Origin of the sequence: Candidatus Berkiella cookevillensis (genome assembly GCF_001431315.2) — a bacterium.
GTDB classification, from domain to species: domain Bacteria; phylum Pseudomonadota; class Gammaproteobacteria; order Berkiellales; family Berkiellaceae; genus Berkiella_A; species Berkiella_A cookevillensis.
In genome coordinates, this window is record NZ_LKHV02000001.1 from 2,234,230 (window position 1) to 2,251,227 (window position 16,998).

The 16,998-nt window shown below is 38.1% G+C and carries 12 protein-coding genes and 1 CRISPR repeat array; of the genes, 4 read left to right on the forward strand and 8 right to left on the reverse strand.

Annotated features, from left to right (window positions below):
• Positions 1–106: 106 nt before the first annotated feature.
• Positions 107–481 carry a hypothetical protein gene (locus CC99x_RS09285; protein WP_141651921.1) on the forward strand — a complete coding sequence of 125 codons (375 nt, stop codon included), beginning with the start codon at positions 107–109 and terminating at the stop codon, positions 479–481.
• Complete coding sequence (locus CC99x_RS09290; protein ID WP_057625038.1) at positions 481–957, forward strand: peroxiredoxin; 477 nt, start codon at positions 481–483, stop codon at positions 955–957. Before CC99x_RS09285 ends, CC99x_RS09290 begins: the two co-directional genes overlap by 1 nt.
• 53 nt (positions 958–1,010) lie before the next feature.
• On the opposite strand, the gene CC99x_RS09295 is transcribed toward CC99x_RS09290, so the two are convergent.
• Positions 1,011–2,039: an aldo/keto reductase gene (locus CC99x_RS09295; RefSeq protein ID WP_057625037.1), complete on the reverse strand. Its 1,029-nt coding sequence runs from the start codon at positions 2,037–2,039 to the stop codon at positions 1,011–1,013.
• A gap of 142 nt (positions 2,040–2,181) precedes the next feature.
• On the opposite strand from CC99x_RS09295, the gene CC99x_RS09300 reads away from it, so the two are divergent.
• A complete protein-coding gene (locus tag CC99x_RS09300; protein ID WP_057625036.1) occupies positions 2,182–2,706 on the forward strand; it encodes a hypothetical protein in 525 nt (174 codons plus the stop codon).
• A 245-nt stretch (positions 2,707–2,951) separates the two neighbouring features.
• A complete protein-coding gene (gene ygiD, locus CC99x_RS09305) occupies positions 2,952–3,767 on the forward strand; it encodes a 4,5-DOPA-extradiol-dioxygenase (RefSeq protein ID WP_057625035.1) in 816 nt (271 codons plus the stop codon).
• A 128-nt stretch (positions 3,768–3,895) separates the two neighbouring features.
• Positions 3,896–6,563: a CRISPR direct-repeat array (repeat unit 28 nt; unit sequence TTTCTAAGCCGCCTGTGCGGCGGTGAAC).
• A 238-nt stretch (positions 6,564–6,801) separates the two neighbouring features.
• Here ygiD and cas6f read toward each other — a convergent pair.
• The 7 genes from cas6f to CC99x_RS09340 all read right to left on the reverse strand — a co-directional run bounded on the left by cas6f (position 6,802) and on the right by CC99x_RS09340 (position 16,787).
• Positions 6,802–7,407 (reverse strand): type I-F CRISPR-associated endoribonuclease Cas6/Csy4, encoded by a 606-nt coding sequence (gene cas6f, locus CC99x_RS09310; RefSeq protein ID WP_057625034.1) that lies wholly within the window; start codon positions 7,405–7,407, stop codon positions 6,802–6,804.
• An 11-nt stretch (positions 7,408–7,418) separates the two neighbouring features.
• Positions 7,419–8,408 carry a type I-F CRISPR-associated protein Csy3 gene (gene csy3, locus CC99x_RS09315; RefSeq protein ID WP_057625033.1) on the reverse strand — a complete coding sequence of 330 codons (990 nt, stop codon included), beginning with the start codon at positions 8,406–8,408 and terminating at the stop codon, positions 7,419–7,421.
• Positions 8,409–8,417: 9 nt separating this feature from the next.
• A complete protein-coding gene (gene csy2 / locus CC99x_RS09320) occupies positions 8,418–9,482 on the reverse strand; it encodes a type I-F CRISPR-associated protein Csy2 (protein ID WP_057625032.1) in 1,065 nt (354 codons plus the stop codon).
• Positions 9,479–10,996 (reverse strand): type I-F CRISPR-associated protein Csy1, encoded by a 1,518-nt coding sequence (gene csy1, locus CC99x_RS09325; RefSeq protein WP_057625031.1) that lies wholly within the window; start codon positions 10,994–10,996, stop codon positions 9,479–9,481. Before csy1 ends, csy2 begins: the two co-directional genes overlap by 4 nt.
• Positions 10,993–14,325 carry a type I-F CRISPR-associated helicase Cas3f gene (gene cas3f, locus CC99x_RS09330; protein ID WP_057625029.1) on the reverse strand — a complete coding sequence of 1,111 codons (3,333 nt, stop codon included), beginning with the start codon at positions 14,323–14,325 and terminating at the stop codon, positions 10,993–10,995. The genes csy1 and cas3f overlap by 4 nt, the downstream gene beginning before the upstream one ends.
• Positions 14,322–15,296, reverse strand: coding sequence for a type I-F CRISPR-associated endonuclease Cas1f (gene cas1f / locus CC99x_RS09335; protein WP_057625028.1), 975 nt, complete (start codon positions 15,294–15,296; stop codon positions 14,322–14,324). Before cas1f ends, cas3f begins: the two co-directional genes overlap by 4 nt.
• 504 nt (positions 15,297–15,800) lie before the next feature.
• Entirely contained in the window at positions 15,801–16,787 is a 987-nt protein-coding gene (locus tag CC99x_RS09340; RefSeq protein ID WP_057625027.1) for a HEAT repeat domain-containing protein, read from the reverse strand.
• Between the last annotated feature and the right edge of the window lie 211 nt (positions 16,788–16,998).

A 16,998-nucleotide genomic window follows, 5' to 3' on the forward strand; every position in this document is an offset into this window, starting at 1 on the left:
AATAAGATAGGTTGTAAACCTCATATAAAAAATATATGCCTCTAGCATTCATGGGGCATTTTGTATCATAATCAGCTATTCATGAATAAAAAATGTGATGGCTGCGATGATTTTTGAAACAATAAAAAATATATTAAAATGGACTTATGAATTTTCAAAGCATCAATTTACTCAATTGATTTATGCTGTATCTCAATTCTTATTCCGAACACAAACTCACAACGCAACTGAACGTCCAGCTCATTTGGCGCGCCACAACGACAAACACAAACCTCAGTCTGAGGCTGAAGCGACAACTCAACTTCTTGGTGATCTAGCTACCACACAACATCGAAGATTAAGCTTTTTAGAGGAAATTCAAGAAAAAAAAGAAAATTTGTCTCCTACACCACAACCCACTGCGGCTGAAGTAGAAGCTAAACAAAAAAAATATCTTAAAGACAGGATACATATTCAGGCAAAAAGCTGTAGGTATGGATAATGAAAAAAATATCTATAGGCGATCCAGTACCTAATTTCACTTTCAACTGCACAGATCCCAATTTGCATTCATTTGCAGATCTTCTAGGCAGCAATATTGTTTTGTATTTTTACCCTAAGGACAATACACCCGGCTGTACGTTGGAAGGCAGAGACTTCAAAATATTGCACCCATCGTTTCTAGAATGTAATACGCGTGTTTTGGGGGTTTCAAGAGACAATTTACTTTGTCACGAAAAATTTAGTACAAAACTAGGACTACCCTTTGCACTCATTACAGATCCGGATGAAAAATTGTGTCAATATTTTAATGTTGTGATTGAAAACAATATTATTTTACGCTTTCTGATGGGGATAGAGCGAACAACCTTTTTTATTGATGATCAAGGTATTATTCGTCATATATGGAAAAAAATACGCGCCAAAGGACATGCACAACAAGTATTGGATACAGTAAAAAAAATACTGCAAAAATAAAATAACATGCTTCTCTTTTATGCCACACACATAAAAAAGAAGCATTGCTCATTTTAGGCTGTTGGTATTGGATTGCGCTCAGTAAAATCTAACTGATGCCAATAAGGATAGGTGCGTGCACGCGTGCTGACCGCATCTAACTTAGCCATTTGTGCTTGTGTCAATGACCAACCAATTGCATCTAAATTTTGCAAAAGCTGCGCCTCATCTCGTGCACCAATAATGATATTGGTTACCGTGGGTCTATGTAACAACCAATTTAATGCAATTTGCGAAACTGTTTTCCCTGTTTCTTCTGCAATTTCATCAATCACATCTATCACTTGATACAAATATTCCTGTGGCACTTCAGGCCCTCCTACAGAGCCACCTGCCTGTATGCGCCCCTTCGCCATGGGTTGATTGCGACGAATTTTACCCGTAAGTCTTCCCCATCCTAAAGGACTCCATATCATTAGACCAACGTCTTGATCCAGACCTAAGGGCATAAGCTCCCATTCATACTCTCGCCCTATTAATGAATAATAACCTTGGTATACAGCATAGCGTGCAAGACCATATTTTTCTGAAACAGCAAGCGATTTCATCAAATGCCAACCAGAAAAATTTGAGCAACCGATGTAACGGATCTTGCCACTTTGCACAAGGTGATCCAAAGCACTTAAGACTTCCTCAACGGGCGTTAAAGCATCAAAACCATGCATAAAATATACATCAATATGATCAACACCCAGCCGTTTTAAACTGGCTTCACAAGCTTGAATCAGATGATAACGTGATGAGCCAACCGCATTGGGATCTTCGCTCATTTTAAAGGTTGCTTTACTAGAAATAAGTACTTTTTCACGACGCCCTTTAATGGCTTGTCCAAGGATTTCTTCAGAAGCACCAGCAGAATATACATCTGCTGTATCAAAAAAATTAACACCTCGTTCTAAACATATATCTACCAGGCGTGTTGCTTCTTTAACATTTGTATCACCCCAGTTTTTAAAGAATTCATTGCTACCCCCAAAAGTTGCAGTCCCAAAGCTAAAAACGGGTACTTTAAGCCCAGAATGACCAAATCGTCTATATTCCATTATTTTTTCCCTTATTATAGTATGATTACACTTATAGTAATACTATCTAAAAAATCCTATCAACCATTCATGGTAATTAAGTAATAATGCTTTGAAACACAATCGGTTCTGTGTATAATGCGCGGCTTTTATCGAGAAACATATGCATTATTCTTTAAAGTTAACGCCTGAAATACTAAAGCAGATAAATATTCTAATTGCTGAAAGCGCTCGATTCATTGAGCATGAGAAAATGATATCCAAATTATTAGATCCAACCTATCATGCTGACGAATATAATAAATCGCAATCTAATCTACATCACTATATCGATTTTTATAATTTTTTAACAGATTTAAAAGAAGATCCAAAGCTAAGCGCTGAGCAGTATATACAAGCATCTTATTTCTGTACCCATTGTAATAGTAATTTTAGAGCTGTGCTTGATGCCTTTAACATTGACGATCTTAAGACAACTCCGAATAAAATGAATTTTTCAATTTCTACTGTGCCTTTTAAGCAAAAATCTAGCCAAACTGCTAATCTAGGGCTTAAGCATGATCCCAAAAAATCTATTCACTACTTGGCAATGTATAATTCAGCCAAAGCCCGTGGCCTCATCAATCCAGAACAAGCGGATGTTGAAACAGTAACCTCATCAATTAATAAAAACTTAAAAATACGTTAAGTTTTTATTAAGTAATTGCTCAAATTAATCGAGACACCTATCCTCTCAAATCGCTGTGGGTGTCTTGATAGTTTTCACAGCTTTGAGCATATACGCCACAAAATTATCTAGATAACTAATAACATCATTGGCTACTAAATACTTATTGATATAATCTATAAGCATTTAGTTTACCACTGAAAGAAAAGGTTTATTTTTGAGACAGCTTCTAATCTACTTAATTAACAATCAGATAATTATTACCTATGAATAAAGCACCTGTTCTTTTTTTAGGCCATGGAAGCCCAATGAACACAATAGAGAAGAATCGTTACACAGAGGCATGGCAAAAGCTTGGCGCTTCTCTTACGCCACCCCGTGCATTACTTGTTATCTCTGCACATTGGTTTATTGACAGAACAGCAGTCACAGCAATGGCACGACCACGCGTCATTCATGATTTCTATGGTTTTCCTGAAGAATTATTTGCTTTTGATTATCCTGCGCCTGGATTACCTGAGCTAGCAGAAGAAGTCTCTGAAATTGTCAAGCCACAATCCATTGAACTCGATCAAGGAGAATGGGGACTGGATCATGGCACCTGGAGTGTGCTTGCACACCTTTATCCTCAAGCCAACATCCCTGTTGTACAACTTTCAATTAATGCACAAAAACCGCTCGATTATCATTTAAAACTGGCAGCCCTGCTAGCGCCTTTGCGTGAGCGTGGTGTAATCATTCTCTCTAGTGGCAATGTAGTACACAATCTGTCTAATATTAACTGGAAAATGCATGATAAAGGCACTGACTGGGCACATCGCTTTGATGATGCCGTGGCCACATACATGACGCATCAGCCCTCTGAAATATTGCGTGTAACAGAGCATCCTGATTTTAAAATTGCAGTACCAACACCCGATCATTTTATTCCCCTCCTTTACACTGCGGGTCTTGCTGCTGCTGAAAACGTGCCAGCACTCCCATTACTACGTGGCTGCACACTGGGAACCTTATCTATGACTTGTTATGGAATAGGTTTAGACAAAACACTTCTTACTAAAGACAAAGATGAGGAAGTATAAAGTGCTTTCACCCGCTTTTTGCTGTTAATGATGATCTCAGATAAGTTTAATCTGTAAATTAAAATCTAATACGAACATACGCACAAAGATTTTCAATTGAAGTCTTATAGCATTCGTAGGACTCTAAATTTATAAGCCGCCTGTGCGGCGGTGAAGGACTTGTTAAATTATTCGATAATTATGAAAATTTTCTAAGCCGCCTGTGCGGCGGTGAACGATTTGGGTCATAGTCGAGCATAATAGAATTATTTCTAAGCCGCCTGTGCGGCGGTGAACAGTATTCTACTATGTCTCGTCGTAGCGCTATTTTTCTAAGCCGCCTGTGCGGCGGTGAACATTTATCTGGCTCACACTATGTGATGCGTGGTTTTCTAAGCCGCCTGTGCGGCGGTGAACGTGAGTTTGCTAGTCTAACTAAGTTTTTAGGATTTCTAAGCCGCCTGTGCGGCGGTGAACGTGAGTTTGCTAGCCTAACTAAGTTTTTAGGATTTCTAAGCCGCCTGTGCGGCGGTGAACACAAAGTAGCCTTTAAATTAAAAGAGTCACCATTTCTAAGCCGCCTGTGCGGCGGTGAACATATTTACCCTCATGGTTTTTTCTATGTTGATTTTCTAAGCCGCCTGTGCGGCGGTGAACTAGAGATTGGCTATCTCTATTTGTCGTTTAAATTTCTAAGCCGCCTGTGCGGCGGTGAACGATGTATAAGGCGCAATTGTCAAATCCACGGTTTTCTAAGCCGCCTGTGCGGCGGTGAACGAGCAGACCATGGGCTGAGTGTGGCCAGGACATTTCTAAGCCGCCTGTGCGGCGGTGAACTTGGCTCTTTGTTACACAACTTATTTTTTATCTTTCTAAGCCGCCTGTGCGGCGGTGAACAATATTCTACTATGTCCCGTCGCTCGGCTATTTTTCTAAGCCGCCTGTGCGGCGGTGAACCCAACGCAAAAGACAGAAGCGTATGGGGCAATTTTCTAAGCCGCCTGTGCGGCGGTGAACACGCCCATTTCCATCGCGATCAAAACGTCTTGTTTCTAAGCCGCCTGTGCGGCGGTGAACGGGTTGCGAATCAAATGTGATGACAAAATACTTTTCTAAGCCGCCTGTGCGGCGGTGAACTTAACAATATTGTTGCTAAGTTTGTTAAGACTTTTCTAAGCCGCCTGTGCGGCGGTGAACAAGATAATATAAAACGCCAATCGTTAATCCTGTTTCTAAGCCGCCTGTGCGGCGGTGAACTTTTGACCGCCCCGAATCTTGGGAAATTTTCGTTTCTAAGCCGCCTGTGCGGCGGTGAACCATACCCGTTGAATGTAGCTACGTCACCGTCATTTCTAAGCCGCCTGTGCGGCGGTGAACACAAAGCAAAAATAGTCGGCGGTAATTTTGATTTTCTAAGCCGCCTGTGCGGCGGTGAACATCATCGATTGCGCGTTGATATTGCTGCCCAATTTCTAAGCCGCCTGTGCGGCGGTGAACATATTTATCCTCATGGCTTTTTCTGTGTTGATTTTCTAAGCCGCCTGTGCGGCGGTGAACATGAGCAGTTTTTTAATGATATTTATCCTCACTTTCTAAGCCGCCTGTGCGGCGGTGAACAGATCGATTGCTCACCAAGATGCGAAAGCGCATTTCTAAGCCGCCTGTGCGGCGGTGAACCAGTCTATACTTAATAAAGAGATTTATTATCATTTCTAAGCCGCCTGTGCGGCGGTGAACTAACCCAATCCCCAAATTTCATTCAATTTGGATTTCTAAGCCGCCTGTGCGGCGGTGAACGTGCGCCTGAAAAGTATGATATTGAAGCAATCTTTCTAAGCCGCCTGTGCGGCGGTGAACTTAACCTGATTTTCAAGATAGTTTTCGTCGTATTTCTAAGCCGCCTGTGCGGCGGTGAACTGATTCTTTTGACGCACTATTTCATTGACCAATTTCTAAGCCGCCTGTGCGGCGGTGAACAAGCTAATCTACAAGAAACACAATTACCGCACTTTCTAAGCCGCCTGTGCGGCGGTGAACTGTTTCTTGTCGCCTCGGCTTTTCTCGTGTCTTTTCTAAGCCGCCTGTGCGGCGGTGAACGCTTTGAGATTTATGATGCTCCTCGTTCTATGTTTCTAAGCCGCCTGTGCGGCGGTGAACAGGGCATGCTTTGGTATGATGAGTCTCCGAGCTTTCTAAGCCGCCTGTGCGGCGGTGAACTAGAGCATGATTATCAAACGCTTTATGTTGATTTTCTAAGCCGCCTGTGCGGCGGTGAACCAAAACGTGAGTTTGTTATCTCACGTCCAACATTTCTAAGCCGCCTGTGCGGCGGTGAACCCGGCTTTGCAGAATAATTGCTACGTCAATGTTTTCTAAGCCGCCTGTGCGGCGGTGAACTCCAACCATGGCCAAGATTGGCATCACCATATTTTCTAAGCCGCCTGTGCGGCGGTGAACAGTCAGCTGCCACCGGAAGAAAATCTGAATGTTTTCTAAGCCGCCTGTGCGGCGGTGAACTCTTAATTATCAGCAAGGTTTAGATCGTATGTTTTCTAAGCCGCCTGTGCGGCGGTGAACCTGAGACCAAACAATAACCTTAGAACCTTTAGTTTCTAAGCCGCCTGTGCGGCGGTGAACCATGTCATCACCCTGTAAACAATCCTTTGTTTTTTCTAAGCCGCCTGTGCGGCGGTGAACGCTTGCAGCGTCGAACGAGAACATAATCAGCATTTCTAAGCCGCCTGTGCGGCGGTGAACACGAACTTTCAACACGAGCAGCAGAACCACCATTTCTAAGCCGCCTGTGCGGCGGTGAACAATAAAATTATAAACAAAAAGTATGAGGCAACAAAGGGTTACATAAATAAAACATATTTACCGAATAAATTTTATTCATTTGTAAACCATTGTAAATTATATAAATTTTTAAAGAGCTAAATTTTTGGTTAAAATATTGCTACAGCACTACCCTCCTGCTCAAACGACAACAATAATAAACACCTACTTCTCAAACTCTTTATGATACCCAAGTAAAAACTGCTACAGCATTGCAACCTCAATCAAACCAAGGCACTGTCGCTGTTTTGGAAAGACCATAACAATCAAATTTCCCTGAAGCAGGTTTTTCAAGGAGAGAGCACTCTATGAACAGCAAAAACTGGCATGATACACCTTGCTCTACCCGTTTTTTACTATTCTGACTCTCAACCTTAATAAAGGGTAATTCAGATTTTGTAGATCTCCCCTCTTTTATCAAATAGGCTAGAACTTCAGCATAAGGTTTATTTAAATGCTCAGCTCTTCGTTTAGCCTTATTTTCAATAGACTTAACAGATTTACGCTTAAATTGAGCATACTGCTTAATATCATCAGGCACATTTTTGATTGGCTCAATCTGACAATAATCGCGCAAACGTTTTAACCATTCCTGAATATTCAACTTTACAAGCACCTCTTCAGTGTCGGCTAACAAACGCAATTTTCTGCCTAGAGGAAAGTTCTTATCCTTGTACTCAACAACAGAAAGCGCTATAGCTGATTCATTCTCACCTACTTTATTGTCAACTAAGGCAATGTGTACTTGTTGGAATATCTTTTGCCAGAGAAAACCAAGGCTAACATCCTCATTTGGTAATAATGTTATATCGATATAATATTTCATACCGCTCTCCCCTAGCTCTCACCCTCACCAAACACACCACCACGAATAACCATTGCAACCACAAAATGCTTGTCTTCGTTCGATACACTTCCATCATTAAGCCATTTGAGTAAAAGTGTTTTAAAGTCATTTTTACTAGAGCGATAGGCGATGCCACGTTGCGTTACTGAGCCATATGCTTCTATTGCTATAGGCGCTTTAGCATCAGGGTACCAGTCATCAATAGTTCTCAGGGCATTACCAATTTTTTCACAATGCATGGCCGCTTTGCCATTTAAATGAAATAAATGACGGCTCTTTTCACCTTTGGGGGAATTCAAAACCATTTCTTGTGAAGGCCACACTCGTTGCCCATCTCCGAGTTTCACATATGCATTAATAGTCAATAATGTATTTTCATTCCCGACAAGCCCAGCTTTAATTAACTGCGCAACTGCATTAACCGAATCATGATCCATTGTGGTATCTGTTAACGAAAAATCATAAGCATTAAATTCCAATGGTGAACTTAAACTTGAATGCGAAACGAATACTTTAATCTCTTGTGCCCCCACACGATTGCGCCATAAAAAACGTCCATTAGCAATATTATAAGCATAACGTTTAGCGAGCTCTTCAAGGTTTGAATTTGTATAGTTAGATATCTTTTCCGAATAGCTTTTTTCAAACTCAATCTTGTTACAAACAGATGGTCGTTCTAATCCACTCACTATACGCAAACTGAAGCTTACTTTTAATGTATCATTATCATGTGCTAACGCTGCGTCATCGCCCCAGGCAAGATTTGCTTCAGCAATTTGCTTTTGCAGCTCTTCTTCGTCATCCAAGATTTCTTGTTTAAAATTGCTTTTCACTGCGCGATTGCGGCGTTCAAAAAGCTCAATTGCCTGCCATTGAGAACTATCAGTGATTTTATCCCAATTTCCTGAATACATTAGTGCATCAGAAGGCTCTAGCTTACGATCAAAAGCTAATACAGTTGGTAACGTTAGATTAGACATAGTCTTTCCTTAAAATAAGTTAAGTGCTTCATTAAAATTGATTGTTTGATTTTGTTCTGTTTTTAAAATTTGCGGATTAACGATTTCGTTAACTGTTGTACTACGGTTTTGTTTACATAAATACCATTGTTCATCATGCTCATAACGCCAAATAATTTCATCAACATTATTCAAGCTATGCATGCCTTTCCATTCACCAATGGAGTGTATAGCTTCTACAAAACAAGATGGCGTTACTTCGTCGCGGGTATTTAATACTACGCCGGCCTCATAAAGCTCACTAATGGCCTTATATCCTGTCATTAGCGGCACTAAATAACCAGGGTTTGGCTTGGCAACATACTCCCAATTTGCTGGTGTATTTTCATCAGGTTCACTCTGATCCTTGCTAAGCTGAGGAATGGCTTTATATCTTAAAGCTGCGAAGTCTAACCATGCATCTAGCAACTGAGGTTCATCTAAAATATTTTTATCTGCTTTATGACGTGCCAACAATGCTTGATAATGTGCTTGTAAGTAATCACTACGATCTAGTAAAACAAAGCCAGGCATAGTTAATTTTTTAATTTTTCTCAACATAGTAATATGTTGTTCTTTGGTACTAGCTGACAACAATTTAACTTGTTTGATATTTAAAATAGTGCCCCCAGCCAAACGCATCCGGTAACACATTGATAAAATCCTTTCCTGTAATTCATCAATCTGTTGTGTTGTTAGCGAAAGAGCTTTGCTTAACTCAATCACTAAACTAATAGTTAGGTTCATTTTTCCTTCTTCAATAATTGGTGGTGATGCGCTTTTATGCTTTGCTAGTACTGGAGGATTTTTACTTTGCAAAAACTCAAAATTTTCGTGTTTTTTAGGTTGGTACACCTTATTTTTGAAGGTATGTGATACTACCGCGCATCCTGTTAATTCACCTTCATATTCCCCATCATAATGGCTTGAGAATTTTCTATTCAATGCATGAGTAAATCCTAAGAAGTGCGTTATCGCGGGAAAGCCCCAAGTAAATCCAGCAATAGAATTCGCATTCTGTATATCAATGTGACTTAATACTAAATACTGGCTCATAACGAGATCTCCTGCGTTGCAACTATTTCTCGTAGTTCAAGTAAAAAACAATCAGACCAAAGAGTAGCTTGAATTGCTGTTAGCTTGAGATTATCCTTTCGTGACAATTGCTGATTTAGCCAACGCCCATAGCTTTGGCTGAGTATTTTTTGCCATTCGTTGTTTATTTTAAGCGCCTGTGCGGCCTCGTCCTTTCGCCAAGGCTCAAAGACCAGTTGTTGTTCTTGTGGTAATTTGCTATTTATAGTCCAACCTTCATTTCCCTCATTAGCATTAATAGTTTCCAAATAATTAAAAAATTGGTTACTGATAGCTTGCAACTTATGCATTACAGCTGCATTACGTTTAGGCTCACTTACACTGAGAGATTTATTTTTTAATAAAAGTAAATATTTTCTTAATTCGTTAATCTCATCTCTCAACTCAAATGCCAATGTTTTATCAAATAAAGACGTTTTACTAACATAGGATGATATACGTGACTTCCATTGTGGTGGAAAAGCAGGAAGTAAAGCAATTTTTCCTCCACGTTTACCATTTAGTGATGACGCATTGGAATGATTTGACGCAGTTACTTTCAAATTAGCTTTATTAAGGTAAGTACGAGTTACGATGGCTGAATATTTTTTATTTTTCTTCTGTGTACGCGCACTTTCCTGAGCTTCATCCCAATATCTTCTATACTCTAAATACAATGCATGTACTAGAGATGATGAGGTAAGTGGCAACAATAAATGATACTGACGATCTTCTGTTGGAAAATAGATTTGTTTTGAAAGAAAGTAGCTTTGTTTTTGTGTACTGTCGTAAGATTGTTTTAATTGATTACACCATTCATCAATAACAGCATCATCTTCCGTTATTTTTTTAAATAATGTTTTCCCATCTCTTTTTAAACAATCTAGCACACTGATGCCATTTACAGTTAGCTTCAAAATATCAGCAATGGGTAAAGATGCTGCATTTGAAGAGGCTGTATCAATTTCCATATTACTGAGTCGGTTTGTGCTTAGATAACGATCATTTTTTTCAACTGTAGTATCAAGAATACTTGAACCCTTGCTGCTAGAGTGGGTTAATTTCCCAACATGGGTAGCAAAGCTAATATCAATGGCTTTATTAGTCCATTGATTTAACCAAGCTACCGTTTCATATTCCTTAGAATTGACAATAACAAACTCTTGATACTCTTTTTTTAATTCGAGTAACTGTTGGTCAACAACATCATCACCCACTAAAGTAATCAAACTTTTATATTTACTTTTCTGAAAATCTAATGAAGACTGATCCTTAGATTTTTTAGATTTTTCAATATCTTTGATCGCATCTTGCTCTTGGCTAATTTTTTTTACAATAACCAGCATACGCTCAATTATCGCTCCATTAGTAACCATGCTTTGTTTGTTTTTTTTTGGTTTAGCCTTTAAAAATTCTTCTTCTTTATTATCGCGACGCATATTCACATACGCAATAATTTCATCAGCTAATCCTTGCAATATTTCTTGATTGCTCATTTGTATTCATCCTTCTTTAAAACCTTATATACACCTAGCATTGGATGATATTGCCATTGCTCAGCAGAATTTTCATCAAGTCTTCTCAGTGATAAATGAGTGAATTTTTTCATTACTCTATCTTCATTATTATCAGACAGTACTTTAACAAGGTGTGAAAATTCATCTTTTAAGATAAATTCTCCCCAAACTCTGTTGCCTAAACCTATAACTAACTGTTCAGGCTGCATAGCAATGTCTGTCGTGTTTTCAAATTGAGGAGAAGAGGTTTTAGGCACTTTCTTTTGCCAAATAACTTTACCTGTACGAGTAAATTTCAGATTAAAATCATCATCGACACAAGATTGCCTAAAGGGTTGTAACCGCTGTAATTCACCACACCAGGTTGCCTCATTGTTCCACCATTGTGAGGCATGATTAAGCTCGTTGACACTACCAACTAAACGCAAAGTTTGTGCAAAGTGCTCCAGCTCATTAAATGATTTAAAGCGCGGAGTCTTTTCTTCAGTTAACGAGCATGAAGTCGGTGTTTGAATTCTAGCTATTGCATTAATTTCATCAAATTCATTAACATTTACCAATTCTTCTAAATCTCTGCTGGCATAGCTTAACCTGTCCGATTCAAAACCAGGTTTTTCAAAACAAGGTGATTTACCTTTTAGCCCTTTAAAATTTTTAGATAAAATATGTATATTCTCATATTGCGAAACCTGCTGGCGATGACGCTGAATCCGGCCTGCCAATTGAATGATTGAGCGCATAGAGCTTGGCTCAACAACGGCCCAATCATAATCATGATCTCGCCCCACTTCAGCAACAGCTGTTGCCAGAACTACAAAAACATGATTTTTCTCAGGGTATTTTTCTACGATATCTTTAACTCCACTTTTTTCTAACCAATCTTTTTCGTCGTGCCTTAACAAAGCACCATCCAATTGCTTTTCTATCTTTGAACGATGCAATAACGGAAACTGACTGTGATACACACAATAATGGATTACAGTATCTTCAGGTGCATCTTGCGCTAACAAATATTTTGATACCTGCACTAAAGGATCTATGTTTGCCATACGCACTAGGCCTATCGTTACTTTCTTTTCAGCCACTATCAGAGCATGTTGTTGATGAAGTATCTCTATAGACTGCCTGATAATCATTGCCATCCACTTAGCTGGAGTATGATCTAAATTAGGTGCTATTGAAATAAGCTTTGCTTTCCGAAGCGGATTTGTCTTATTTTTTAAGTTTATAATTCGCTTGTTTACAAAGCCATTATGCATGTCTTTAAATGAAGCTGCGTCTGCAATTAATTCTGATTGTGGTCGCTTAAATTCATCAAACCATGCACAACATATTTGTGCTGTTTGACCATGCTCGCCATTAACTTGCGTATAGTGCTTTCTACCAGTCTGATAAGCTAAAAATAGAGTACTAGCTAAAGATGGAGAAATAGTAGCAGTTGACAACAATACTCTGCTGCCGAGCATACCCGCCCAATTAACCAATCGGCATAACGCCGGTAAATCTTCCAAACCAAAATCATCTGGCTCGTCAAGCACTAAATCAGATGTTAGCAATCGTAACATGGGTGCAATTTGGCGACCACCACGAATCCCTTCACTGGCAGGCATTAGATAATCAATAGTACTCACTAAAACAGGTGCTTGCACAAGCTTTAATATTTTAGGATCATGTTTGAGCCATTTAGCACAAATACCATTATAATCAGGCAACCCTTCTATCAAAGTTATTTCATCTTTTAATAAAGATTCTGCCGATTCACTGCCCATTTTTTGTTGCTCTGTGTCTTCTGGAAATTGTGATTGCTGATGAAGATCTTTAACTGCTTGAGAGCCAATTAATACAGAAAGCTCATCATGCTCGAGATTTAAATCCCTCTTTAATGCATCTCCTGTTTGCAATGTTAAAGTTCTGAGCCCCAATGCAACACTAAAACGGCATGTTTCCTCATCGGATAATCCATACATAATACGAGCATTGGCTCTAGTTTTTCCTTTGCCAGTTGATGCCATGCAAACACCGAAAAAACCATATTTTTTAGTGTCATCCTTAATTGCTAGTGCTAAGTCGTAAGCCTTATCTTGCCAGCCAAAATTTTCCTGATAAGCACGAGGAACTTTAGTAATAAATGATCGATTGTATTTTAATGGCGGTAATTCGCTCCTTAATTTAGGTAATGCCATTGCAATATCACACGCATTAATACCAACGACTATATTATGCTCATCAAGTTTTTGTTTTTTATATTTGTTTCCATATTCATCTTTATCTGTATTGGCATAAGCATGATAATTTCTATCTTGCCATTCTGGAGATGTTTCTTTTTTTGATGAATAGTAATGATCAGATAACATTAAAGACAAACGTGCTATATGAGCAGTAAAATGCTGATTGAACCAATCCTGCTCGAACATTCGATCGCAGCGCAATATTTTTTTAGCGACAATACTTGCTTGCGTTTGCCAATGAGCACTTTTCAAAGGTGTTCCGTATGGAAAAGACCAGTTTTTCTTAATGACACTTTCTTGCCAATCATCATTTAAGCACTGTGGCGAGTTCCAGCAAGCTTCAAAATTATCACTTATCCATTTTTCCATACTCTCAAATGTTGGTGGGTTATCTTTATTTTTTGGATATTGTGGCAATTTATGGTGGGAAACAATCAACCAAGCCACCAGCTTTGCAACCGGAGGTAATGTTTCAAAAGGCTTTTCTGGATTTGTATCAATTCCATCTCTTAATAATGCAAGCTTGGCCATCATTTTATCTTCAGCAGAATTATCTACATTGGCAAGCTCTTCTAGCCAACCTTTATCATCTCTTCCGTTAACAAATGCTTGAAAAATACGAAGCGAAACCCACTCATGGCGATACGGCTCAAAAAATATACCCGAAAACCCAGGATCTAGCTTTCCTTGAAACAATACTGTGGCCTTACCAATGTCATGGAACAAACCAGCCAAATACGATAAAAGTGATATGATTATTGTATTAAAGGAAAAATGTTCCTCAATATTTAAGGATTTAGAAGTAATGTTCACAGGCACCACACCTTGCTCATTAAACTTTAATTTATTCCCAACAACCCATAAAAATTCTGTTCTTGAGCGGCTTCTGATCCAGTGACATGAAACAGAGGTGCTTTTACTGGCTGTTTGCTTAAGCATCTTTTTAACGGTTTTTAAACCTTCTTCTGTAATAACCGTTTGCCACGTATTATCACCAATCCGATCAGCAAAAGCGTCTAATACGCGACGTGTCTTTTTAAGTGCATTTTTTTCACATTGTGAGATAAAAGTCACCATCATGATGATGTTTGCTCTTCTTTTTCCGGATCATTCTTCAAAGCAAGTGCTTTTACTTGATCAAACATAAAATCTAATGCTTTGTGATCAGTAAATGCTTGCAAACATTGCTGACGAAATTCTTGATCAGTTGCATTTTCTTTTGCGCAAATAAAAGCGAGTGGGAGAACAAGCGCATCTTTGATTAAATCTGCAACATCAAAAACAAGTGCACCACGACGTGTTTTACCATGCATGACAGCAAAACCATGTGGAATACCTAATACCCAGAGCGTGGTGGCAGCCAAACCATATGCAAGATAATTCCCATGGTTCAAAAACCCATTCGCCTTGTCTGTTGATTCACGCTCTCTTTTAAAATCTGAAATATTATTATTTTGTGCTGCTATTTTATAAAGTTGCTTTGTTAATTGTGCCTCTAGCAAAAGTAAATCACTTGGTTTTCTAGTAGAATCTATTTTTTCGTAATGAGAAGAAAGCGTGTTATCAATGACAGGATTAGCTACATCAAAGCCTGATAAAACCAAGTCTCTGTCTTTTTTCCATACTTTGCGCAAAAATTCAATTCGTGCCCGCTGCAAAATTTTAGCTGCCTCTAATCGTTCAGCATCATTAAACCAAAAACCCAGCCAACCTTGCAGATATTCTGTAGGACGATATTCACTCTGAGGTGTCATCCATTCTATATCGTTCCCCATGTAAAGTGGGGTTCCGCCACCACCACAGAATCCTATCAAAACACCCGCTTGTGAAAGCATACGAACAGCCGCTTGAGTAATAGATGTTCCCGTGCCCAACAATATAACAGTGGTATTTGCGATAGGAATATTAAAGTAGAGATTCTCTTTTTTTGCTTCAGTAAGATAAAGCACGCGCCCATCTTTTTGCATCACGCGGCAGTGTTCTAAGTAATAAAGATTCGCCCTTTTTGAATGTAATATCGTTTTTAAGTCAGATGAGGAAATAGCATCCACGATTTTTGTTCTCTACTATTATGTTATTTTTTCATCAAAATGTTTTACATACACATTTTATCTGTCAATAAAGCCCGTATTTTATTGTATAATTAACAATTATGAAATAAGCACTATTAAATCAATAAAAAAAACAGGACTATTCAAGAAACATTTTGATATGAAAAGCAAATACAAAAGAATTTAAGATGTCTTGTTTGATTCAAACAGTATAGTCACTAATATTATTTTATAAAAAGGAAATAGATTCAGCCTGCTAGATTTTACAACTACTTTCAAAAATTTAAGTATCACTCATAGGCTGCATTCTAAGACTTGTATTTGGATACTCAGTATTAAATTAGCTCAAACAATGCCTGAAAATCTTTTTCAGTCAAACAACTTTATCTATATTTTTATCAGAAGGGAACGCTCTTTACATCAAAATACACTTTTAAAATTCTATATTTAGTTGTTTATTTTCTACTAGCATGCGCATCTTGATTATGCGTAATAATTAAAACCTTAGACATCTTCCATTAACCTCAAGATCTGTTTCGCAACACCTCCCACATTATTCAGAATACTCATTTCTGCAATATAAGAAATATTATTCTTACATTCCGGATCTATTGCAGAAATAATATCTGGATGATTTTTTATAATTTCACGAATAGAATATAAAGCCTTATTTCGATCTGAGTGTAACGGTAACATCGCCATTTTACAGTATGCAGGCATTATGTCTCTGAGAGCTGATTTATCTTTTACTAGGCTCATGAAATGAATATAAGATCTGGCAACATTATTTCTAACAGCACTATTAGGATCTTGCAGTAAATTTGCTTTTGCAATATAGCTAAGATTACTAGGATGTTGAGACCAAGAAAGAAGTATTCCAGCTGTTTCTCTTTCTTCTACATCTTTAGAAAAATGAAGAATTTTCAATAAATCATCATTATGCTTTTTGGCAAGAACACTGAGTTTCAGAGCAATATCATGCATAATAGGATCATCAAAATCCAAGAAGCCTTTGTCATAATATTCCTCATGATCTACGCGATTGTGCATCAATTCAATTCGACGCTCATTAAGCTTATTATAAAGAAAAACTAATTTTTTAGGTAATTGTTTAATTTTTTGAGAACATTCTGGAATAGTTCTATACATTATTGCACTATTTGTAGGAAGAACATCTAACACAAAATAAAAATCTCCATTTGAAAGCGCCATAAATGAACACTTCATATCCTCAACAGACAGTTTATTTTTAACTTGCTCAATGCTTTCTTCACAGTATTCATTTGAAGCTAATAATCTAAAAACATCGCCCACCTGCATAGTAGAAAGTTTTCTTATCTCTTTTGCTGTATCATGGTCTACTCCCATTACCTCAATTCCAGCACAAGTCACCTTTAAAGTATCCAAAGAAAAGTCTGATTTAACAATTTGAGGATGAAAAATGAAAAATATAAAAATAATACTGAGATAGATTTTTTTAAATATCTGCATAAATCTAGATGAGCCTTAAATTTAATTAATAACAATTTTCTGCACTTATAGTTCCTGATTTTAACATAAAGAATTGAAATACAAACATAAAATCATAAACAAGCGATTAAATGCTAGGAGGGTATCGGCAAGTAATTAGCTAAAAAAATATTTTCCAATATACCAATGAGTAGCCGTATGCAAAACAAAAAAACTATGCAGCAAAAAAAGA